The following is a 22,622-nucleotide window of genomic DNA, read 5'->3' on the forward strand; positions in this document are numbered from 1 at the left end:
CTGTACCTTGGTACAGGATGCAAGCCGGCGGAATGGGCCGAGTCGGAAGCCGAACGCGAAGTGCCTCAGCGGCACTGACGTCGATAGTCAAGATCGGCATGGAGCTTCGCGGCACGTTCCGCCCCGTAACAACGGGCTACGGGGTGCCCGGCGGGCGGTCGACCAGGCGGACGATGCGCATCGCCGCGTATGGCCAGCGCTGCACCAGGTCGGCCACGCTGCCGGCCGCGGGCAGTGCCGGGCTCGGCGCCGCGGCGGCCTGATCGGCCGACGAGAACGTCACCGCGAGGAACACCGCGAAGTCGTTGAGCGGCTCGGTCGACAGGTTCACGTCGATCGACACCGCCCGCGGCATCCGGGCGCTCAGCTCCACCGTGAGCGGATGCGTCACCGTCCCGCTGGCGGGCACCGTCCGCCACCCGGCCGGTGCGGCGGGCGTGCCGCCGCCGATCACCGCGGCGATGTAGCCGGGCACCCCGGACGCGTCGGCGGCCAGCAGCGCCGCCGCGGTCGGCGCGGTCCGCATCAGCAGCACCACCTTGGCGTCCCCGGCCGGCAGCGGCCGGGCGTCGCGGTGGTGCACCAGCACGTCGACCACGCTGGGCTCCCGGAACACGCGCCAGATCCGGTCGATGGACCGGGTGGGGTGCACGTGGTCCATCAGGTCCAGTTCAGTGGCGGCGGCGCTCATCGCGCCGGGGGAGTGCCACGGTGCCCGGTACACCGCGAGCGGATCGCCCGAGGCGCTGCTCAGGGCACCGGCGGTGGTCAGCCGGGTGCCGCCCACGACCAGGTTCCACAGGGCCCGGTTGATGCGCTTGCCGGTGCCCAGGGAGTTGCGGACCCGGTGCAGCTCGATGAGGTCGGCCAGCGCGTCGGTCCAGATGCCGTCGGCGGTGACGGACGGGAAGTGCCACCGGAACGCGGTCTGGAACGTCCACAGTTCGTAGACGGGGATGGCGTGCCGGGCGCCCCAGTTGCTGGTGGCAGTGATGGCCCCGGTGCCGAACTGCCACCGGGGCGCGGTGGCGGGCACCTGTGGCCGTACCACGATGTCGGGGCTCTCCACGACCGTGAGCGGGGCAAGCACCGGGCTGACCCGCGGGTTGGCCATCGGCACCGGGAACCGGCGGCGGTTGTCGAAGGAGTGCACGCGCAGGTAGGTGCGGGGTGGTTCCTGCGGGGCGGCCAGGTCGACCTCCCACACGCCGCGCGACTGGAGCCCGGCGCGCAGCAGCCGCGGGCTGTCGGGGGCGCTGCCGGTCCAGATGCTGAGGTCCTGTACGACCGCCTGCGGCAGGTCGTTGACCATCGGGAACCAGTTGACGGTGGCGCCGCTGCGTTGGCCGTGCCAGACGCCGGTGATGGTGCCCACGTACACGTGGTTGGCGTCGGTGGGGTCGACGACGACGGCCTGCGCCGGGTCGAGGGGCCCGATCGCGGCACCGGCCGGGGCGGGCAGCTGGCGGCGCAGCTGGGTGGGCACGAAGGCGCGGGTGGCGTTGTCGAACCGGTAGCAGGTGTCGCCCGGCGTGGTCGCCGTGTCGCCGGTGCAGGTCAGGTAGAAGTCGGAGGTCTCCGGAATGGGCGCGAGGTCGGTGAGGGTGGTGACCGACAGGTCCAGGCGCGGCTGCGGCGGCCCCGGCGGTGGGGGCGGCAGCGGCGCGGGGGTCAGCAGCACGTCGGTGCTCCACTGCCCGGAGCTGTGCTGGGTCCAGCGCACCACGCCCTTGTCGAACAGGGCCAGCAGTTCGGTGGCCGACACCCACTTGACGGTGAGCACGGGTCCGAACGGTCCGATCCCGCCGGTGACCGGGCCGAGGGTGCCGCCGCCGGGCACGCCGAACGCGGTCATGGTGTCGGCGCCGCCGGGGCGTGGATCGGCGACGGGAGCCGGGGAGGCGGGCTGGAACGGCAGCACCCGCCAGGTGTTGTTCGGCAGCGCCGACAGGTTGTCGGTCAGCCACACGCGGTTGGTGCCCAGCGCGATCCGCCCGGTGCTCGTGCCCTGCCGCCGGATCGCCGACGGGCCGGAGTAGAACGCCGAGGCCCTGTCCTCGCGGTCGTTGCTGGCGATCTGCGTGCGCTCGGTCCGGGCCAGCGGGTCGACGAAGCCGGTGAGCGGTCGGCACTCCCACGACCCGTTGACGTACTGGGCCAGCACGTACTGCGACTGGACCGGGTGGAACAGCACGCCGCCGCCGTCGCCGCCGAACGTGTCCTCCCACACCACCTCGCCCACGCGCATCAGCCGCCCGTTGTCCTGCACCCCGGCCATGCCGAAGTGGCTGCTGGTCGGATGCCCGGTCACGAAGTTGACCTCGAACGCGGCCAGCCCGGTCACCCGCGGCCCGAAGCTGTTGGCCCGCCCGGCCTGCGGCGACACGAACACCCCGCCGTCGCAGCCGACCCACACCTGCCGTACGCCGTTGACGGTGGCCAGCCGGATGCAGTGCACGTCGGCGTGGACGTTGTCGCCGATCAGCCCCGCGGGCCGCCCGCCACCGGCGGGCGGGGAGACGCCGGGGGCGTGCACCAGCGACGTGCCGGACACGTCCACGCACCACAGCGACGAGACCAGCGTGTCCGGCGACGTTGTCACCGGGATCTGGGCGTAGGCGCCGCCCAGGTAGATCCGGTCGACGTCGGGGTTGCCGGTGGCGGTCACCACGTCGACGGCGATGGCCTGGTCGTAGTCGCGCTGGCTGCGGTGGTCGTGGGTCCGCCAGACCTCCGGGGTGCCGCTCAGTACGGCGGCGGCCGGGGAGGCCGCCCGCATGTCCGGGATGCGCCACACGGTGTTCTCGTTGGGGGCGGTGGCGCTGCGTACGATGTCGCCGAGGACGTACACGCGGCCGTCGGCGGCGTGGGCCAGGCTCATCCGGCCCGCGATGCCCGGCGGGGTCGCCGACGGCGCCAGCCCGCCCACCCAGCGGAACGAGACACCCAGGTCGTCGCTGTAGGCCACGCCGCTGCCCAGCGGCGCCTCGGTCGTCGGGGTCTCCACCCCGGTGGCGACCGCGACCACGATCCGGCCGTTGCCGGACGGATCGGAGGTGCTCAGCCACAGCACGTCGGTGACCATCGGGCGGGTGTTGGCGTAGGACGGGGCGCTGAACGGCACCAGCGCCCAGGTGAACCCGGCGCTGCCGCCCGAGGTGCTCCGGGTGCCCAGGAACAGCCCGCCGGTGGTCGCGGCCAGCACCCGGTCCTGCGCGGTGCCCGAGGTGGTGCCGGGCGTGGCGGCGGGATGCCGGGCCATCCGCCACGCGCTGACGCCCTCCATCACCGGCAGCCCGGTCCCGGGCTCCCACGGGTCGGCGGCGGTGCTGGCCGCCGGGCCGCGCGCGGCCAGCACGCCCAGCCCGGCCAGGGCGGGCCGGGCGGGGCGGGTGAACCCCGACTCGCCCGTGCCCACCATCACGAAGTCGTCGGCCGCGGTCGCGCCGAAGGCCACCAGCAGGCTGCCGCAGGACTTGGCCGAGTTGGGGCCGCCGGTCACCGCCGAGCGGGCCGCGGCGTCGCCGACGGGCCGCCAGAGCTGGCCCGCGTCGTCGCTGTACCAGAGCCCGCCCTTGCCGGTGCCCGCGTAGACGCGGGTGCCGTCGGGGCTGACCGCGATGTCGCGGACCCGGCCGGTGGTGCGCACGTAGCTGGCGGTGCCGCTGGAGCGTGCCACAGACGGCCCGATCGGCACCCACCGGCGCACGTGCCGGCTGACCGGCAGCGGCAGGCCGGCCAGCAGCCGGCCGATGGCCGCGGCCAGCGCCCCGGCGTCGAAGTCGCCCAGCCGCGCGCTGCTGTACTGAGCGCGGCGGGCCGCCAGCCCCCGGCGCCGCGCCCGGCGGTCCTCCCGGCTCTGCTCGCTCACGCGGGGTCCTCCTCCTCGGGCGTCACCCGGATCCAGCCCTCCTGCGCCTCGTGCGGCGACCGGGGCAGGTACGCGGTCTGCGTCGCCGCGACGATCGGGTCGTCGCGCCAGGTCAGCGGGCCGGTGCGCCGGGTGAACGTCTGCTTGTCGCCCAGCAGGTTCACCAGCGGCAGCCGGATCTCGGCCGGGTCGACCAGCACCGGCCCGACCCGCACCGACGGCACCAGCCGCCGCAGGCCCGGCGTCACCCAGTGGTCGGACAGGGACAGGTGCTTGCGGGGCAGCACCCCGGAGGTCAGGTGCACTCGGCCCAGCGGCAGCATCAGCAGCGTCAGCCGCACCGTCTGCCCCGGACGAATCGTGATCTGCCCGTCGGGCACCAGGTACGGGTGCGCCAGCGGATCGAGGCCGGGCGTGGTGACCGCCCCGAGCAGCCCCAGGTGGCCGCGCAGCCGTCCGCTCTCGCGCGCCTGCGCGGCCACGACCCGGTCGACCAGGTGCAGCCGCGAGTAGTCGTCGTCGACGTAGAACCCCAGCAGCGCGTCGTCGGTGCGGGTCAGCTCGCCCAGGCTCACCTCGAACCGCTGCTCGGCCAGGGCCGCGAACGCCGCCCGCCGGGCGTCCGCACCGCCGGGCTCGGTCACCTCGATCTCGGCCGTGTCGTCGGGGGCGTCCAGCCGCAGCACCGCCCGCACCACCGCGATGGGCCGTCCCACCAGCCCCGCGACCGTCGGCGAGCCGACCGCGGCATACGTGTCGACCGTCCACAGCGTGGTGTCCACGGCGCGCAGCAGCGCGGTCAGCGCGCTGCCGGCCGGGGCGGGCACCAGGGCGCGGGCCTGCGCGTCGGCCACGACCAGCCCCGCGGCGATCTGTCCGGTGATCCGTGCCGACGCGGGCAGGTCGGCCAGCGGCTCCGCGTCGGGCGGCAGCGGCCGGCCCGGGGCGGGCTCCCAGGTGACCGCGCCGGTCACCGGGTCGTGGCCCAGCTGCCCGAGCGCCTGCCCGCCGACGGTGAACGCCTCCAGCTCCTCGTCGATGTGGTCGGGCAGCAGGAACCCGGCGACCGGGTTCACGCCACCGGACGGGTCGAGCTGGTCGACGTACGCCTCGTGCAGGTCGCCGGGGGCGGTGGCGGCGGGCTGGGCCGGGTCGACCAGCCGGAACAGCCAGCGGGCGCTGTGCTGCAGCCGGGGCCGCAGCCGCATCCCGCCGGGCAGGTCCACGGCCAGGTCCAGGGTGGTCGCGGTGGCGGCGACCGCCTCGGCCGGGATCGCCAGCGTCCGCCCGAACGCGTCCACCAGCCGCAGCTTGTCCAGCTGCACCGTGCCCCCGAACAGCGGCACCGGCAGCGCCGAGGCCTGCGGCTTGCCGGTCGTGCCCCGGCGCACCACCCCGACGTAGTCGATGCCCAGCAGCCGCTCGCGGATGCCGTCCAGCGACGCCGACACCAGGTCCATGGGGGCGAGCAGGTCGCCCAGCCGCTGCAGGGCCAGCTCGTCGGCGGTGGACAGGGCCGACGGGCCGCCGGTCGCCTCCCGCTGGTGCTCGGCCTCGATCCAGCGCCGGATGCCCTCCCGCAGCGCCGTGGCCGCACCCTGGCCGATGGGCGAGCGCCCGGTGCAGGTCAGCCGCACCGGGTTGCCGGGTATGGCCGGTTCGCTGCCGGGTCGCAGGTCCAGGTCGGACAGCTCCCAGCCTGCCACGCTGTCGCTGCCGTCGACGACGGCCTGCCATTCCAGCCACAGCGGCACCCAGGGCTGGCGCCACGTCGTGATCGCGATGGGGCTCGGCGGCGTGCCGACGTACAGCGAGTGCCGGGCCAGTTCCTGCGCGATCTGCCGGTCGACGGCCTGGTCCCGGGCCGAGGCCCAGGTGCCGGAGACCGGTGCGGCGGCGCTCGCGGCGGGCAGGTTGAGGCCGCTGAGGCCGTCGTAGCGGCCGTCGGCGCCGTACAGCCGGACCATCTCGGCGGCCAGGCGGGTGCGGTACGGCCCCGCCCCGCCCGACGGCGGCGCCCCCGCCTCGGCCAGCCACCGGTACGCGTACGGGTTGAGCAGCACCGCCTCGCGCACCACGGTCAGCACCTCGTCCGGCACCGCACCCGAGCCCAGCGACGGCACCACGGCCGCGCCGGTGACCACGCCCTCGATCGCGGTGACGGCCTCACTCGGATAGCGGCAGCGCAGCCGCCCGCCGTCGTCGAAGTCCCCGTCGTGGTGGTGCCGGTGGCTGGGCCTGGCCCCGCGCAGCGCCAGCATCGGCGCCTGCGGCCGGAACCAGCGCGGCGCCGGGCGCACCACCTCGCGCACGTCTGCCTTCTCCCGCGCACCGGTGACCAGCCGCACCTCCTCGGCGCGGGCCGAGCGCAGCCTGTCCACCCGCCCGCCGAGCAGCACATCGGACTTGACCTGCCAGTCGAGTTTGGCGCCCAGCCGCGACGAGGGCTGCGCGGCGCGGCCCTTGCGGCCCACGGTCAGCGGGCCCGCCGCGGCGCTGTCCTCGCCGCGCAACCGGTCCGGTTTCGCCCCGGGCAGCGGCGTGCCCGGCAGCGCCCAGAACCCGTCGGCGTGCTCGCGCTCGGCCAGGTCGGTGAGCCCGTCCGGGCTGCCCAGCTGCTCGATCAGCCCGCTGGTGAACGCCGCGACCAGCGTCTCGGCCTCGCGCCGGTGCGCGGTGTCCAGGCCGAGCACGGCCGCGCCGAACGCGGCCACCACGTCGTCGAGGTCCTGCCCGAGCGCGACGCCGAGCGCGGCCGGGTCGGGCCGGTCGTCGGCGGCCGGCAGCGGCCCGGCCACGGGCACCCCGAGCACGCAGCCGTGCAGCAGGGTCGCGTACCGGGGCAGCGCCGGGGTCACCACGACCTGCTCGACCATCGACACGGGCAGCGAACCGAGCACCGCGACGCCGTCCAGGCGCCCGGTCAGCGCCGCGCCGTCGGCGGCGGCGACCTTCGCCGGCGGGTCGTCGACCGGGGCGGTCAGGCCCGCGGCCTCGCGCACCTGCGCCAGGCGCGGATCGGGGGCGGTCAGCACCGTGTCGTCATCGTCGTGGACCAGCCGCCAGCCCCGGGCGGCCAGCGCCGCGTCCAGCCGCGCCGGCCCGGCCGCGCCGGCCAGCGGGTCGGCGGCCAGGTCGCTCCACCAGCCCGCGACCGTGTACACGGCCTGGTCGGCGTGCAGGTCCGGGGTCAGGTCGGCCAGCGGGTCGTGGAAGGCGAACCGGTCGGCGCTGGCCGTGTAGGACGCCGTCCACATCAGCGAGCCGCCCGCGGCCGCGTCCAGCGGCTCGTACACCCGCCCGCCGGCCGGTCCGGGCGTGCCGGTGTACGACTCCAGCGGCGTCACCGCTGCCGTCGCGGCGTCGATGACCCAGCCGCGCAGCCGCACCTGGCGGGCACCCTGCGGTGCCAGCGCCCGCACCACCACCCACCGGTCCGGCAGCGGCGGCAGCACCAGCGAGCGGGTCTTTGGATCGTTGCGCCCGGCCAGCAGCGCGTCCGGCAGCGCCCAGTGCAGGTGAACCCCGTCGGGGCGGACGGCGCCGGCGGCGAACGGGTCCGGATCGTCGGGGCCGCCGGTCACCGGCACGGTCTGCTCCCCGCCGGGCACGGCCACATAGGCCTGCACGTCGACGGGCACGAGCACGCGGGTGCGCCGGGACAGGTGCGGGTCCCAGGTGTGCATGCCGGCCGCGTCCACCCCGGACCGGACCAGGTCGGCGTAGCGGGTGTCGAAGACCGCCTTGGCGGCCAGCCTCGGGTCGATCGCCGCCATCAGCCACCCACCCGGAACACGCTGGTCACCATGGTCTCGTACGAGATCGTCGGCCGGAACACGTGCGTCACCGGCGTGTGCGCCGGATCGCCGAACACCTGCCGGAACGGGAACCGGACCAGCTGCAGCGCGTACTCGGAGCTGTCCAGCCCGTCGGCGGCACCGCTGCCGACCCGGGTCGCGAGCGAGCGCTCCAGCTGCTGGATGTCGACCACCCCCGGCGCCCCGGCCCGGAACGGCACGTCCACCGCCGGGCCGGACAGGTACTCGAACGTGGTCGCGTCGCGGGGACGCAGCGTCGCCCGCACCTGGTCGTCCTCGCCGGTCGCGTCGAACCCGAACTGCACCCCCTGCCGGGGCTCCTCCACGTGCACCACCGTCGGCACCCCGTCGAACAGGCACAGCAGCACCGCCGGAGCGAGCCGTTCCAGGCGCAGCAGCCGCATCCGGCCCGGCCCGTCCTCGGGGATCCGGGCGGTGTCGCCGCCCTCCGGCTCGACGCTGAACGCCCGCACGTGCAGCGCGGGCCAGCCCGACACCGCCCGCGAGCGCAGCAGGAACCCGCTGATCGGCCCGGCCGCCCCGGCGTAGCGCCGGGTGCCCTGGCGCCGCCGCAGGTTGCGCTCCTCCTGGTCCAGCTCGTCGCGCACCCCCGGGTACTGGGCGGTGAGCTGGGTGCGGTCGTCGCTGTTGACCGTGCCGACCGCCAGCGCGCCCTGCACCAGCGCGTCGGTCCAGCGCCGGTCCACGTAGAACCAGCGGATCGACTCCGGTGGCAGCAGCTCGCTGTCGGCGACCAGGTACGCGAACGGCACCCCGTCGAGCAGCCGCAGCCGCACCAGCCATTCGCGCAGCTCGGCGGGGATGGCGCCGTCGCCGTCGTCGGTGTCGGCCAGCACCACCGGCGGCTGCACGGCCAGGGCCAGCGGCAGGTCGGTCAGCAGGGCCTGCTTGTCCAGGTTCATCGGGGCGCCTCTGTCGGGTGGGTGTCGACGCGGGGACTGAGGGTGTCAGCGATCAGGGCGTCGCGGCGCAGGGCGAGCGTGTCGGCCAGCGCGGTCCTGATCGCCGTGGCCGCGACCGCCTGGTCGCCGGCGGTGAGCACCGGGTGCTCGCGCAGCCGGTCCAGCACGGCCGCCGGGTCGCCGCCGAGCATCCCGGCGGCCAGCCCGAACCCGGCCGCGAGCACCGTGTGCGGTGCCGCGTCGAGCACCAGCGGCCGCCCGGCGTCGACCAGCGGGCGGGGGTCGCCGAGGAAGTCGTGCGGCCGCTGCGCCACCGCCCCGGCCAGCGCCCGGCCCAGCGCGGCCCCGATCCGGGCGTCGACGGCCCCGCCGACGCCGAGGCTGCTCAGGAACGGGGCGAGCTGCGCCCAGCCGGTGCTGCGGCGGTGGTACTGGTAGCCGCCCTGGCGCCAGCGCATCAGCGCGGCGACCATCGACGGCCGGGCCAGGGCCAGCAGCCGTCCGATCTCGAACGCCGCGGCCAGCGAGATGTCCTCGCGCCCGTCGGGGACGACGATGCGCAGCTGGTCGGCGGCGTGCGCCAGCGGCAGGCGGCCGCCGGGCGGGTCGGCGGTGGGGTGCGGCACCAGCGGGCCGCGATACCAGGAGCGGACCTCGTCGCCGCGGCGCAGCCGGTGGGCCAGGCCGGTGTGGCCGGTCTCGACGACCTCCAGCGGCGGCCGGCCGGCGGGTTCGGCGGGGGTGTCGGCGACCGTGCCGAGCAGCCCCGAGTCCAGGCCCTCCATCAGACTGCGGAAGGTGGTGGCGCCGTAGGAGGTGAAGCTCCAGTGCAGCAGCACCGGGAACCGCAGCGCCGGGTCGAGGGGGACCTTCACCCCGATCTCGGCGGCGGTGTGCGCGAACGGGGCGGCCATCTCGGCGTACACCTCGGCGTGTGCGCGTGCCGCCGACGCCAGACCCCAGGTCGCCGACGCGCTGTAGGGTGCCGCGGCGGCGCTCGGCGTCGCGGTGACCGGCCCGGTCGACGGGTGCGCGACCGCAGCGGAACCGGTTCCGGAGCCGAGGAACAGCGTCGGCTCGGTGCCGAACACCGGCGTCTCGGCCACCGCGGCCGCGCCCGTGGGGGCGGCGGTCGCGGTGGTGCCCATCCGCAGGTGGTCCCAGGCCGCCTCGCTGACCGCGGTCGCCGCCACGGCGACGGGCGACAGGGTGAACCTGCGCGGCGGCGGCGCCTCCGGCAGCAGCTTCGTGAACTGGCCCTCCAGGTTCACCAGGCAGGCCAGATACTTCACCGGTACGGCCTCGCCGTGCTCGTCGCGGCCCGGCAGCGGCAGCCGGTTGGCGATGACGACCGCCAGGAACCCGTCGTCGTCGCCCATCATCAGCTCGGTGTCGTGGATGTCGACCTCGCGGGCGTGCGCCAGCAGCGGCACGTCCCTGCGGGTCGGGAAGATCCGGTCCACCATCGACTTGCGGATGAGCAGGTAGTTGCCCAGTTCCGCGTCGGCCTTGCCGGTCAGGTGCACGCCCGGGGTCACGCACTGGGCGGTGGGCTGGTTCAGCTTCAGCTCGGCCTCGCCCTCGGCGATGAGCACCAGCGCCAGCCACGGCGTCGACGCGGGCACCCCGGTCTCCACCAGCCGCTCCCACGGCAGGGTGCGGCGGCGGATCACCACCTGCGGCAGCCGCGACCCGTAGGAGCCCTCGCCGCCCGCGGGCGGATAGGTCGACAGCACCTGGTCGGGCGGCAGCGCGTACCGCGGGGACCGGACCGTCACGTACGTCGGCAGCTCGTCGACGGGCAGCTCGTCGGCGGGCAGGTCGTCGCCGTCGTGGCCGGAAGTGCTCAGGTTCTGGCTCGCGGTGAACCGGTAGTCACCGGCCTGCAGCGGCGGCTCGATCCGCGAGTACAGCACGAACTTGCCCTCACCGACGGTCATACGGCACCTCCTGCTGCTGGTCGAGGGCGGTCCAGGTGACCCGGCAGCCGTCGCCGCCCGGGGTGAGCAGGCGCGCGGTCGCCGCGACGAGGCCCTGGCGGACCAGGATCGCGGCGACGGCGGCGGGGTCGCGCTCGCCGCCGAGCACGCCGGTGACCTGCCAGTCGCCGCCGGCGCGGACCCGCACCCCGACCGGGCCCTGTGCCGGCTCGACGGGATAGAGCAGCACCGACTGCCCGCCGTTGTGGATCACGGTCGGCGGGGTCTGGCCCCGGCCGTCGCGGGCGCGGCGGGCGCCGGTCAGCTCCAGGGCCAGGCCGTCGAGCCGGTCGGCGGCGGCGGCCTCCACCACCACCGCGACGGTGCGGACCGGGCCGGGGAAGCGGGTCAGCGACGACGCGGCGCCGTCGAGCAGGTCGGCGGCGGTGCTCCAGCGCATGCCCCGCCCGTTGGGCAGGCCGTCGCTGGTGAGCACACATCCGGCGGCCAGCGCCGCGTGCGCGCCCAGCGCACAGATCCGCGACCGGGCATGCCATCCGGCCAGGCCCTCCGCGACGGCGGTGGTCCCGTCGGCCTGCACCGCGATCAGCGCCGCCGTGGCCGCGACCGGGACCGGCCCGTGCGCGTCGACGTCGGCGAGCACGTCACCGCCGCCGTTCAGGACGGTGATCCGGGCCCGCCCGTCGACGGTCAGCACGCCGCCACCGGTCGCGGTCGACGCATCCGGGAACGTCAGGACGACCACGTCCCCGGACCCGAGCAACTGCCCGGCCGGAGCCGGTGCGGCCCGACGCAGCTCGTTGTGCGCGGCGGCTGGTGCGGCCGAGGTGAGGCCGCCGACCAGGCGGGACAGGCTGCTGGTGCCGTAGCGGTAGGAGCGGGCGGTGCCGGGCACGACCGTTCGCGGCACCTCGACCGCGGCCAGGGTGCCGTCGCGGGTCACCGCTGGCGCGGCCGCCAGGTGCAGTTCGACCGGCAGCTGCGTGGCCAGCCGGACCCGGGCCGCGTCCAGCGTCGGCGCGGTGCGCCGCGGCAGGGTGCGGTCGGCGACGGTGGTGGCCGCGGCGCGGGCGGCGGCCCCGGCCCCGGCGGTGAGGTAACCGGCCACGACCGGTGCCCGGTCGATCCGTACCGCGGGCCCGGCGGGCGGCGCGACGCGGGCCGCGGTGGCGTCGGTGCCGTTGGCGGCGGCCAGGCCGTCGGCGAGGGTGCCGAACAGCGGCGGCGCGGCGACCTCACCCCGGTACGACGCCCGCGCCAGGGCGCTGCGCGCCCCGGTCGGCAGCAGCCCGGCCGCCGTGGGCGCGGGTGCCCCGAACAGCTGCGCCTGCGCCGCCTCCAGCGCCTGCGCGACGCCGGTGACGGCCGGGGAGGTCACCGACGCGGCGTCGCTGAGCAGCGTCGCCCGGGTCGGGCCACCTGCCTGCAGCGGCAGCGGCCGGCGCGACGCCTCCACCCGGTAGTAGTCGATCTCGGGCCCGCGGTGCATCGACACCGCCTCGGCGACCAGGCGCACCTGGTTGCCCGCGTTGATCACATCGCCCTGCGGCAGCGGCGCGGCGTCCAGGCCGCTCAGCTCCGGCTGGCCCCAGGCGCCGATCGGGTACGCGTCGCGGGTGTAGCTGCTGCCCCGCTCGGTCGGCGCCGGGGCGGCCAGATTCGCGCCGATCTGGCGCAGCGGCGCGGGCAGCGGCGCCCAGCCGCCGGCCGTGCGCTGCTCCAGCCGGACGGCGAGCACCGAGCTGAGGTCGGCGGCCTTCATCGGCTTGAGGCCGAGCGGCACCACCGCACCGTCGGAGCGGGTCACCGGCACCGGCACCGGCCCCGAGGCCAGGCCGACGTCGATCGCGGACATCGGGATGGTGGTGACGAAGGTCAGCTCGAACTCGGCGTACACCTCGAAGGGCCGCTCGCTGCTGCCGTCAGGCGTCGGCGCGGCCCGGTCCCCGCCGGTCGCCGCGGGCAGCGAGCCCTGCCCGGTGATCGCCGACAGCGCCCGCGCCCGCCCGCCACCCGCGTCCTCCAGGTACTTGGCGACGAACTCCGACCACGCCAGCGTCCGGGGCTCGACCCGGCGCTCGCTGCCGAACCCGACGGTGAAGCTGCACGGCCCGACCTCGAGGGTGGCCTCGCCGGAGAAGTCCGGCCCCCACACCTTGATCCGGGCGCCCAGCGAGATGCTGAAGCTGATCGTCCCGAGCCAGGTGTCGATCTCGATCCCGGCCGAGATGCGGGCGTACGCCATGACCTCGAACCAGAACGGGTCGAAGTAGACGATCCCGTGCGCGCCGAACGCGATCCGCGCCCACGCCCAGCCGAAGTCGGCGCTCACCTCGACGTCCACGCCCGCCATCAGCGCCTCGGACGTCAGCGCGAAGTACACCCCGCCCTTGATCACGATGGCGTCGGAGATGCGCCACATCAGCCCGAGCCGCGGCACGTCCGGGTAGCCGTCGCGGTGGAAGTCCGGGTGGTAGCCGCCCAGGGTCAGCACGAACTGCCCCGACAGCGGCCCCTTCCACCAGGTCGCGAACGCGAACCCGCCGGTGAGCCGGACCTCCGGGTACAGCAGCCACGAGTTGTCGGTCAGCGCGGCCCGGATGATGAACAGGCCCTCGCGCGTGGAGAACCGGGCCAGCAGCCCCAGCTCGATCGAGACCAGCGGCGCCTGCGGGCGGGGCAGCGCCATGCGCGCCAGCCCCATCAGGTTGATCTCCAGCCCGTCGCCGAACGACACCGCCACCACCGCGATGCCGTCGACCAGGCTGAACGAGTTGAAGCTGATCCCGGCCGCGAACCAGAAGTTGCCGCGCTGGGCCGGGAAGTAGTCGGTCAGCCGCCGCAGCTCCGCCATCGGGTCGGCGGGCGGCCGGGCGGCCGGGTCCAGCGCCTGGATGAACGGGAACTCCGCGAACCGGGCCACGTCGTCGGGGATGCGCAGGCCGCGGTTGATGCCCAGGCCGCCGCCGATGCCGGTGAGGAAGAACGCCGGCGGGCCGCCGATCGGGCCGTTGAGCGCCCCGAACACGAAGAACGACGGGTTGCCCGCGTCGTCGGTGTAGCCGCCGAACACCGACAGGCCGTACACCCCGAACCGGCCCAGCAGCATGCCGACGTACGACACCGGGCCGGTGGCCGTGGCGCCGGGCGGCAGCGGATCGCGCGGCGGGCCGATCGTCTTGAGCATGCCGCCCGACAGCGACACCCCGGACAGGTCCGCCGACACGGCCAGGCCCATCAGGTCCGCGGCCCAGTGCGACAGGTCCAGCACGTCGCCGCCGAGCCAGGTCAGCGACAGCTGGTCCACCGCCGCGGTCAACCCGAAGATCGACACCCGGCCGTCGAACAGCAGCGAGATGCTGCGGACCTCGCCGTCGACCTCGACGCTGCCGAACCCGACCCGCTCCAGGTAGAGCGGCCCGAGCTGGCGCTGCACCAGGATCCACCACGGTCCGGGCGGCGGCCCGGCCCGCAGCGACACCGCGAGGCTGTGCCCGGGCCGCTGCTGGATGGCCAGCGACGGCGAGAACGCCGGGCGGCTGCCCTGGCCGGCGGCGCCCGCGTCGGACAGGATGCCGTTGGCGACGCTGTTGCCGCCGCCGGACCCGCCGGGGGAGATCGCCAGCCCGGCCAGCTCCACCTGCACGCCGCCGCCGATCCCCGCGGGGGAGGCCTCGCCGTAGGCGTGCACGGCGATCGCGTCCAGGGACACCCCGCCCAGTGCCAGCAGCGGGCCGCTGGTCTTGGTGAAGCGCAGGCCCAGGCCCGAAACCGACACCGCCGGGACGATCTCCAGCGTCGCCGCCGACGTGCCCGCCAGCACGTACACGGTCAGGCCGGGGGCGACCTCGGCCTGCACCCACGACGCGTCGACCTCCAGCTCGACCTTGGTGTCGCCGTCGGCGATGGTGAACCGGCGTCCGGCGGCCAGCGAGACGTTCACGCCCAGCGACCGGGTGCCGTCGTGGTCGCTGCCGGTGATCCCGACCGTGACCACGCCGTCGATGGTGAGGGTCAACCCCGGTCCGGCGGCGGCGTTCCACACCAGCCGCTTGAGCCGGGCCAGCAGCGCGTCGGGCGCCAGCAGGTCCAGCGCCAGGCCCGGGTCGATCTGCGTCGAGCCGTCGGCGTCGGTGAACACCACCCCGCGCAGGCAGGCGATCGCGCGCGGCGTCAGCACCGTACGCAGCTGCTGCACCGCGACCCCGCCGGCCAGCGACACCGCCTGCGCCAGCAGCCACAGCGCCGCCTGCGCGGCGTCGCCGACACTCTCCCCGCCGGTCGACACCGTCACCGCGGCCAGGGTCGGCGCGCTCGCGTCCAGCGCCCACCGGACCTGCACGCTGCGCGTCCCGGCGTCGTCCAGGGCCAGGCCCAGCCCGGCCAGGCGGCTGCCGCCCGCGGCCGAACCGGCGCGCACCAGCAGCAGCGGGCGCAGCGCGAACGGGCCCACGTCGGCGACGACCGGTCCGAGCCGGACCGCCACGTCCACCCCGGCGGCCGACAGGCGCAGCCGCTCCAGGACGAAATGCCCGACCCCGACGATCGCGACGTCGGCACGCAGCTCGACCGCGGGCAGCGGCCCGCTCGCGTCGAGGACCAGGTGCACCGGCTGCCCGGTGCCGAAGCCCAGCGTCACCACGTTGCCGGCCGGACCGGTGACGGTGACCAGGGTGTGCGCCGGGTCCAGCGCGGCGGCCAGGCTCGCCACCGCGCTGGTGATCAGCTGCGGCAGCCGGGCGGTCAGCGCCGCGGCCGGGTCGGCGGCGAACGCGCTGATCCGCGCGCCGGTGAACGCGGTGCCCTCGCGCAGGTCCAGGGCGCCGCCGAGGTCGTACACGGCCCGGCCGACGTCGCGCAGCACCGAGGCGGTGCCGTCGGTGCGGTGCCCGGCCAGGGCGTTGAGCACCGGCGGCAGCACCGTCTCGCCGATCGCCGACAGGGCCTGCCCGAGGCCGGGCCCGTCCGGGTACAGCGTCAGCGCCGCCGCCGGGGCCGGGCGCAGCAGCTCCAGCCGTACCCCCGGATCGACCGACAGCCGCAGCCCGCGCCCGTCGACGTCGACGCTGCCCGACACCACCGGCTGCGGCAGCCCGTCGCCGCCGACCAGCAGCCCGCCGGCCAGGTGCGCGGTCACCACCGTCGAGCCCGACACGGTCCGCAGCGCCACGTCCAGCAGCAGCCGCAACCGGTCGGACTCCACCCGGTAGGACACCGTCACCCCGTCGGCGATCGGCCACCCGGCCGCCGACCCGCGACCTGGCGCCACCAGCGGCGCCAGCGCGTCCAGCAGCGCGACCGCGCTCGCGGCCGGGCTGGTCCGCCACCCGGCGCTCGCCTGCCGCAGCCACCCGCCCGGGTCGGCCACCAGGCCCACCGGCACGACGACGTCGCGGCCACCGTACAGATCCGGGCCGGTCAGCAGACCGACCGCGTCCAGCGCCACGTCGAGGGCGGGGCGGGCCTCGGCCGACACCGCCGCGCGCAGCGCGGTCAGCACCGCCTGCCCGGTGACCGCGGGCACCAGCACCACGGCCAGGTCCCGCAGCCCGGCGGCGTCCGGCCCGGGCAGCAGCGCGACCGTGCGCGCCGCCGCGTTCGGCACCCCCCACTGCACCTCGACCGCGGCCGCCGGTGCCGTCCGGGCCACCAGCCGCAGCCCGCCGGTGTGCGGGTCGAGCTCGCCCAGCGACGCCGTCGCCGTCGCGCCCGCCGCGGTCATCGCGACGGTCGCCTCGATCACCGGCAGGCCCGGCTCGGCCAGCCGCCAGCCGATGTTCAGGCCACCGATGGCCAGGTCGCCGCCGACCGTGGCCGGGCCGACCGTCCACGCCAGCGCGGCCCCGGTCCCGGTACACGCCGGTATCAGCTCCCGCAGGTGCGCGGCCAGTTCGGCGGGCGCGGCGGCGACCGCCGCCCGCACCGTCGCCGCGGTGTCGTGCAGCAGCCGGTCCAGGCCGTCGGGGTCCAGCCCGCCCGCGCGCATCACACCGAGCAGGCCCAGCAGCGCCCCCAGGTCCGCCGACGCGGCCCGCAGCCGGCCCAGCACCTCGCCGACCAGCACCCGCACCTCGGGCACGGCCCCGGTGAGCTGGTCGGCGGTGACGTCGAACGCCGCCCCGGCCGGGTCGGCGCGCACCACCCACCGCTCCCGGTCGATGCCGAGCCCGCGCGCCTCGTGCAGCACCAGCTCCGCGTCCCCGGGGCGCCCGTCCAGCGGCACCTCGATCCGTGCCGACATCCACCGCACCTCGGGGTCGCCGGCCGTGCCGGGCCCGCCGACCAGCCAGCCGTCGTGCACGCCCAGGTGCACGTCCACGATCACGCCGCGGACCAGCTGCGCCGACACGCCGCCGTCCGAGCGGCCGATGCGGCACAGCTCGACGGTCGCGCCGACCCCGACCAGCAGCCGGTCCAGGTCCAGGTCGATCACGGGCAGGTCCACCCCGACGTGCAGGGCGGTCACCGGCCCGGCGGCGAACTCGGCCGCCGCGGCGGCCTCCAGGCGGGCCGAGATGCCGTCGGCGACGTACGCGCCGAGCCCGTAGGCGAGCGTCTCGGCGTCGAGCGCGCCGAACACGGCCCGCACCGACAGTCCCGTGCGGCGCGTCTCGGCGGCGGCCGACGGCAGGTCGACCGGCCCGGCCGACCGCTCGATCAGCCCCGCGACCTGCATCCCGGCCGTCAGCTGGTGCGCGATCATGATCTCGGGCCAGCTCGGTGTCTCGGCCCGGCGCAGCCGCCCCAGCAGCCGCAGCGCGTCGCCGCCCAGCCCGGTCCGCAGGCTGTCCACGGCCACCGCCGACCAGGGCGTGCCGACCGTGATCACCTCGGTGACCGCCGTCAGCGTGGCGGCGGCCCGGATCGCGGCCGCGCCGCAGGCCCCGTACGCGACCACCGTCACCGGTGCCGTGCGCCCGGCCAGCACCGCGGCCAGGCGGGCCGCCTGCTCGCCGACGCCGCCGCGGTCCGGGCGGGCCATCGCGGCGGCCGTCGGGGTGGGCAGGCGCACGAACCAGGTGCCACCGCCGGTGGCCGGCACGGTCGCCGGGTCGCCCGGGTCGGCGGCCGAGCGGTCGAACGCGCTGCCCGCGGGGCGGTCGGTGGTCCAGCTCGGCTCGCAACCCACGTGCAGCACGGCGGCGGGCAGGGACGCGGCGACCTCGCCGACGAGCAGGCCCGCGCCGCCGAAGGCGACTAGTTCGGCGTAGCCCAGTCCGGCCAGGACGGTGCCCGCGACCCCGTCGGGCAGCGCCGAGGGCATCCCGACCAGGCCGTCGGTGCCCGCCCAGCGGGCCGTCAGCAGCTCGAACCCGGTGGCCAGGGAGTCGCGGCCGACGAGCAGGTCGGCGACGTCGGGCAGGTTGTACGCCGCGTCGCGCAGCACCGCCACCACCGTCGCGGCATCCGGGGCCAGCCCCGCGGTGAGGTGCCCGATCGCCGGGGCGACCGCGGCCACCGGGGCGCACCCCGGATCCAGCCACACCGCCAGCCCCGGCGCCCTCGGCTCACCCGCGACGGGGCACCGGTACGGGCTGCGCGCGGTGCCGCTGCCGTACGGCGCGGTGATGCGCAGCCCCGACAGCAGCGCGGCCACCGGGCCGAGCGCGGCCCGGACCCGGCCGCAGTCGAGCACCAGGTCGGCCAGCCACGCCTCGACCGCCGCGCGCGGGTCGCCGCCCAGCAGCCCGCGCAGCGACAGGCGCGCGCCGGCGCCGTGCCAGCCCAGCAGCCCGACGACCGCGTCCACGGCCGGGACCCGCAGCTCGGCCAGCAGCACGGCGAGCACCCGCTCGACGGCGTCCCAGTCCGGCGCCGGCAGGGTCAGCCGCCCCGCGTCGTCCAGGGTGGGCAGCGAGAACGGCACCCGCAGCCCCTGCCCGCGCTCCAGCACCACGGCCAGCCCGTCGGCGGCCAGCACGCCGCGCAGCCCGCGCCCGGCGGCCCAGCTCACCGTCGCGGCGATCCGCTCGGCCTCCAGGCTCAGCCCGGCCAGCCGCAGCCGGGCGGGCTGCCCGTCGGCGCGGGCCAGGCTCAGCGTGCCGTGCACCTGCCCGGCGAACACGACGGTGCGGGCGGCCAGGTCCAGCCGCAGCAGGCTCAGCCCGACCGTGGCGGCGGCCTCGAACTCGCCGAGCACCGGCGTGCGCACCGACCCGGCAAGGTCGGCCAGCAGCACGTCACCGGTGCGGCTCAGGCGCAGGTCGAGCCCGGCGGCCAGCCGCACCCGCCACGGGTCGGCCGCGGTGCCCGCGCCGGGCACGGCGGCGACGGCGGCTCCGGTGAGCAGGTGGCGCAGGTGGCCCAGCACGTCGGCGATCGCGGCCGGGGCGGCGGACAGGTCCCGCCAGTACCGCAGCACCTCGGCCAGCGGGTCGGCCAGCAGCCCGGTCACGTCCAGGCCGGTGACCCCGGCCGGCGGGTCCAGGCCCAGCAGCCGGTTGACCGCCGCGCCGAACGGGCCGAGTGCGGCGACGGCCGCGGCGATCGCGCCCTCGACGACGCTCTCGGCGGCCTCGACGGCGGCCTGCGGCGAGGACAGGTCCAGCAGCGGGTGGGTACGCCCACCGACGCGCACGTCCTGCAGGGTGAGCGTGAACGCGGGGCGGCCGGTGGCGTCCCGGCGCACCCCGGTGTGCAGGCTGCCGACGTGCGGGTCGGTGCCCGGCAGCAGCGCCGTGCCGCCCGCGTCGGCGCCGAATACCGCCTCCAGGCGTGCGTCGGGCAGCGCGGTCACCGCCCCGGTGCCGGTGTCGGCGCGCAGCACGTCGGCGGCCAGCCGCGCGCGTACCCCCGTCCGGGTCTGCAGGGCCAGCTCCACCCAGGGCACCAGGACCGGGTGCCCGCCGGTGCCGGGCTGCACCCGCACCCCGAGCGCGAACCGCGCGGGCCCGAACGCCTTGGTCACCGCCTGCCCGCCGCTGTCGACCGTGCCGTCGATCAGCAGCGCGAGCTGGCCCAGCCAGGCCCGGCGCGCCGGTTCGGCGGCCAGCACCTGCTCCACCCAGCCGACCAGCGCGCTGATCCCGGCGGTGGGCAGCTCGGCCAGCGGCAGCGGCGGCAGGTCGTCGACCTGCCGCATCCCGGCCAGCCCGGCCACGGCCGCGAACGCCCGCAGCTCGGGGCGGCTGAGGTCCAGCGCCTCGGCCTGCGCCCGCACCAGACCCGCCACCAGCTCGAACACGTCGGAGCCGAGCTCGTCGAGGCTGTGCGCGTCCAGCGTGAACGTCCGGGGCGCCGGCGCGCCGGGCAGCTGCAGGTCGCGCAGCTCGACCGCGACCGACAGATCGTCCCCGGCGGCCGTGGGCACGCCGAGGGTCAGCGACAGGCCGCCCAGCGACGCGGCCCCGGCCGCCGGGGCGGTGTCGGTGAACACCGCCTCGACCCCGACCGAGATCCGGCCGCCGGCCCGGCCGAGCAGCAGCCAGCCGGGCAGCGTGTCGTCGGCCGGGGCGTCGGCGTCGCCGCGGGCGAACCGGAAGATCGGCACGTGCACCCGGGTGGCGACCCGCGGCGTGCCGTCGCTGGTGTCGTGCTCCAGGCCCGCGCCGAGGTGGACGAACCCCTCGAGCTCCTCGACGACGGCGAAGACCGTCACGTGCGGGTCCGTCTCGGCGAACAGCGGCACCCAGGTCTGCCCGCCGCGCACCGCCCGGTCCGGCGGCCCGAGGACGCCGTCGACGAACCCGAGCAGCGCCCGGCGCTGGTCGTCGTCGGCGAGCAGGTCGCTCAGCCCGTGCGGGTTGCCGGACCCGCCGACCGGGTCGGTGAACCAGGACGCGTTCGCACCGCCGCCCGGTTCGACGATGCCCAGCGCCTTGGCCAGGTCGCCGAAGGAGCCGAGGGTGTCGGAGCTGACGGTCACCGGTGGCCTCGCTTCACGGGTTCGGGCGCGCGGTGGCGGGCCATCGGCTGCAGCAGCAGCACGTCGCGGGCCGCGCCGATCGCCCCGGGGACCAGCGGGTCGCCCGCGGTGTCGGCGCCGGTCGCCGCGCACAGCGACTGCGCCAGGTGCACCAGCGCCTCCCACGCGAACGCGGTGATCGCCTCGCCCCACCCGGCCACCACGACCGCCGGGCCGCTCGGGCGGGCCAGCGTGGACATCACCAGGCCGGCGGGGGCCTTCTCGCTGCCCACGGCGAACGGGACCCCGACCACGGCGCCCTTGCGCAGCTGGTCGCAGGCGACCGGCACCCCGACGGTCACCACACCGGACTCGCAGGTCAGCTCCAGGGCACCGGTACGCACCAGCAGCTCGCTGACCCCGGCGGTCCACACCACGTCGCCGGAGCCCTTCGCGGGCACGTCGGCCACCACCCGCGCGGTCTGGCGCAGCAGCCGCTGCGCGTCGCCGACGGGCACCCGCAGTTGCCGGGGCGAGGGCCGGCCCGCGACCAGGTAGACGCCGCGGTCCAGCGCGTGGAACCAGTCGGTGTGCGCCATCGCGACCCCGAGGACCTGTGCCCCCACCTGGTCGGGATGGTGCTGCGGCCGTTCGGCCTCCGTCATGACGACTCGACCCCCTGCCCCGTAGCGGTCGGACCGATGCCCCGTCCATGTTCGACGACGTATCGACGCAGGGAAAGAGCCGAATAGACCTTCGGGTGTCTGCTACTTGTCAGCGTCACTGTCGCGGGGGACGGCTACCCTGCTCCTGCTGTCACCGACCCGAGGGAGCCCCTTGATGGCGCGTATCCGCATGTGGCTGGAGGGTGTGCTCGCCGCGGTCGCCGCGGGGCTCGCCGTGCTGACGCTGTTCATCCCCGACTGGATCGAACGCTTCTTCGAGGCCAAGCCGGACAGCGGCGAGGGCGAGGCGGAGTGGCTGGTCTCGGCCGGGTTCGCCGCCGCGGCGGTGCTGCTGGCGCTGCTGGCGCGCCGCGACTGGCGCCGCCTGCACGCCGCGACCGAGCACTGACGACTCGCCGAGGTGGTGGACCTGGGCAGGTCCACCACCTGGGCCTGCGCTACGGCAGCCGGGTGCGGGGCGATGTCGAACATCCACTAACCGGACGGCTTGTACACCCCGCCACGACGGCGGCTCAGCGCGTCCCGCCGAACAGACAACCGCCCCGGCCTCAACGGCGCCGCAGAGTACTCGAAAGTCCTTTCCATCGATTTGCTCATCAAATGCTCATCCGTTCGCGGCAACCTCGTACCTGACCGCTGCCGGACCTTCCGGCAGGGTGCGAAGCCCCGGCTCCGGCTGGCGGCGCTCACGAGGAGGACGAATGGACCTGCAGCTCACCGGCAAGACCGCGTTCATCAGCGGATCGACCCAAGGCATCGGTTACGCGACCGCGAAGGGGCTGGCTGCCGAGGGTGCAGACGTGATCCTCAACGGCCGTGATCCGCAGAAGCTGACCGGGGCCGTCGACAGGCTGCGGCGCGAGGTGCCGGGTGCATCGGTCAGCGGTCAGCCCGCAGACTTCGCGGTCACCGAAGACGTCGACCGGCTGTGCGAGCAGATCCCGAGCGTCGACATCCTGATCAACAACGTCGGGCTGTTCGAACTCAAGCCGTTCGAGAAGATCTCGGACGACGACTGGCGGCTCTACTTCGAGGTCAACGTGCTCAGCGGCGTTCGGCTGGCACGGCGGCTGATGCCGGCCATGCTCGACCGAGGGTGGGGCCGGATCGTGTTCGTCAGCAGCGAGTCAGGCGTCGACATCCCGGCCGACATGATCCATTACGGCACGTCCAAGACGGCGATGCTCTCGGTGGGCAACGGCCTGGCGAAACTCACGAAGGGCACCGCGGTGACCGTCAACTCGGTGCTGGGCGGCCCGACGTACTCCGACGGCGTCGCTGCGACGGTCAAGACCCTGGCCGCCGCGCAGTCTCTGCCCGAGGAGCAGATGAAGGCGGCGATCATCGGCGCCAACCAGACGACCCTGCTCGCCCGATTCATCGAACCTGACGAGATCGCGAACGCGGTCACGTTCCTCGCCAGCCCGCTCGCGTCCGCCATCAACGGATCGGCGGTACGCGTCGACGGCGGTGTGCTGACGACGGTGCTGTAAGCCCGGCGGGACACCCCGAGGCCGCACGCCGCGATGCCGGACCGGAC

Annotated in this window: 8 protein-coding genes; 2 read left to right on the plus strand and 6 right to left on the minus strand. The window is 76.1% G+C overall.

Features of this window, described 5'->3' with window-relative positions; all coding sequences use genetic code 11:
* Positions 1 to 136: 136 nt before the first annotated feature.
* The 6 genes from CS0771_RS23750 to CS0771_RS23775 are packed head-to-tail and all read right to left on the minus strand — an operon-like array spanning position 137 to position 21,061.
* The gene (locus CS0771_RS23750) at positions 137 to 3,871 is read right to left on the minus strand and encodes a hypothetical protein (protein WP_212843057.1); all 3,735 of its coding nucleotides are present in this window, start codon (positions 3,869 to 3,871) and stop codon (positions 137 to 139) included.
* On the minus strand, positions 3,868 to 7,647 hold the full coding sequence (locus CS0771_RS23755; protein ID WP_212843058.1) for a hypothetical protein: 3,780 nt from the start codon (positions 7,645 to 7,647) through the stop codon (positions 3,868 to 3,870). The genes CS0771_RS23750 and CS0771_RS23755 overlap by 4 nt, the downstream gene beginning before the upstream one ends.
* The gene (locus CS0771_RS23760) at positions 7,647 to 8,612 is read right to left on the minus strand and encodes a hypothetical protein (protein ID WP_212843059.1); all 966 of its coding nucleotides are present in this window, start codon (positions 8,610 to 8,612) and stop codon (positions 7,647 to 7,649) included. Before CS0771_RS23760 ends, CS0771_RS23755 begins: the two co-directional genes overlap by 1 nt.
* On the minus strand, positions 8,609 to 10,552 hold the full coding sequence (locus CS0771_RS23765; protein ID WP_212843060.1) for a hypothetical protein: 1,944 nt from the start codon (positions 10,550 to 10,552) through the stop codon (positions 8,609 to 8,611). Before CS0771_RS23765 ends, CS0771_RS23760 begins: the two co-directional genes overlap by 4 nt.
* Positions 10,539 to 20,417, minus strand: a complete 9,879-nt coding sequence (locus tag CS0771_RS23770) for a DUF6603 domain-containing protein (RefSeq protein ID WP_212843061.1) — start codon at positions 20,415 to 20,417, stop codon at positions 10,539 to 10,541. The genes CS0771_RS23765 and CS0771_RS23770 overlap by 14 nt, the downstream gene beginning before the upstream one ends.
* A complete protein-coding gene (locus tag CS0771_RS23775) occupies positions 20,414 to 21,061 on the minus strand; it encodes a hypothetical protein (protein WP_212843062.1) in 648 nt (215 codons plus the stop codon). Before CS0771_RS23775 ends, CS0771_RS23770 begins: the two co-directional genes overlap by 4 nt.
* Positions 21,062 to 21,236: 175 nt before the next feature.
* Here CS0771_RS23775 and CS0771_RS23780 point away from each other — a divergent pair, with 175 nt between their 5' ends.
* Together CS0771_RS23780 and CS0771_RS23785 are read left to right on the plus strand one after the other, a co-directional pair.
* The gene (locus tag CS0771_RS23780; RefSeq protein WP_212843063.1) at positions 21,237 to 21,470 is read left to right on the plus strand and encodes a DUF202 domain-containing protein; all 234 of its coding nucleotides are present in this window, start codon (positions 21,237 to 21,239) and stop codon (positions 21,468 to 21,470) included.
* Between the two features lie 313 nt (positions 21,471 to 21,783).
* Positions 21,784 to 22,575: an SDR family NAD(P)-dependent oxidoreductase gene (locus CS0771_RS23785; RefSeq protein ID WP_212843064.1), complete on the plus strand. Its 792-nt coding sequence runs from the start codon at positions 21,784 to 21,786 to the stop codon at positions 22,573 to 22,575.
* The last annotated feature ends 47 nt before the right edge of the window (positions 22,576 to 22,622 follow it).

The sequence above is a fragment of the Catellatospora sp. IY07-71 genome, from assembly GCF_018326265.1.
Lineage (GTDB): Bacteria > Actinomycetota > Actinomycetes > Mycobacteriales > Micromonosporaceae > Catellatospora.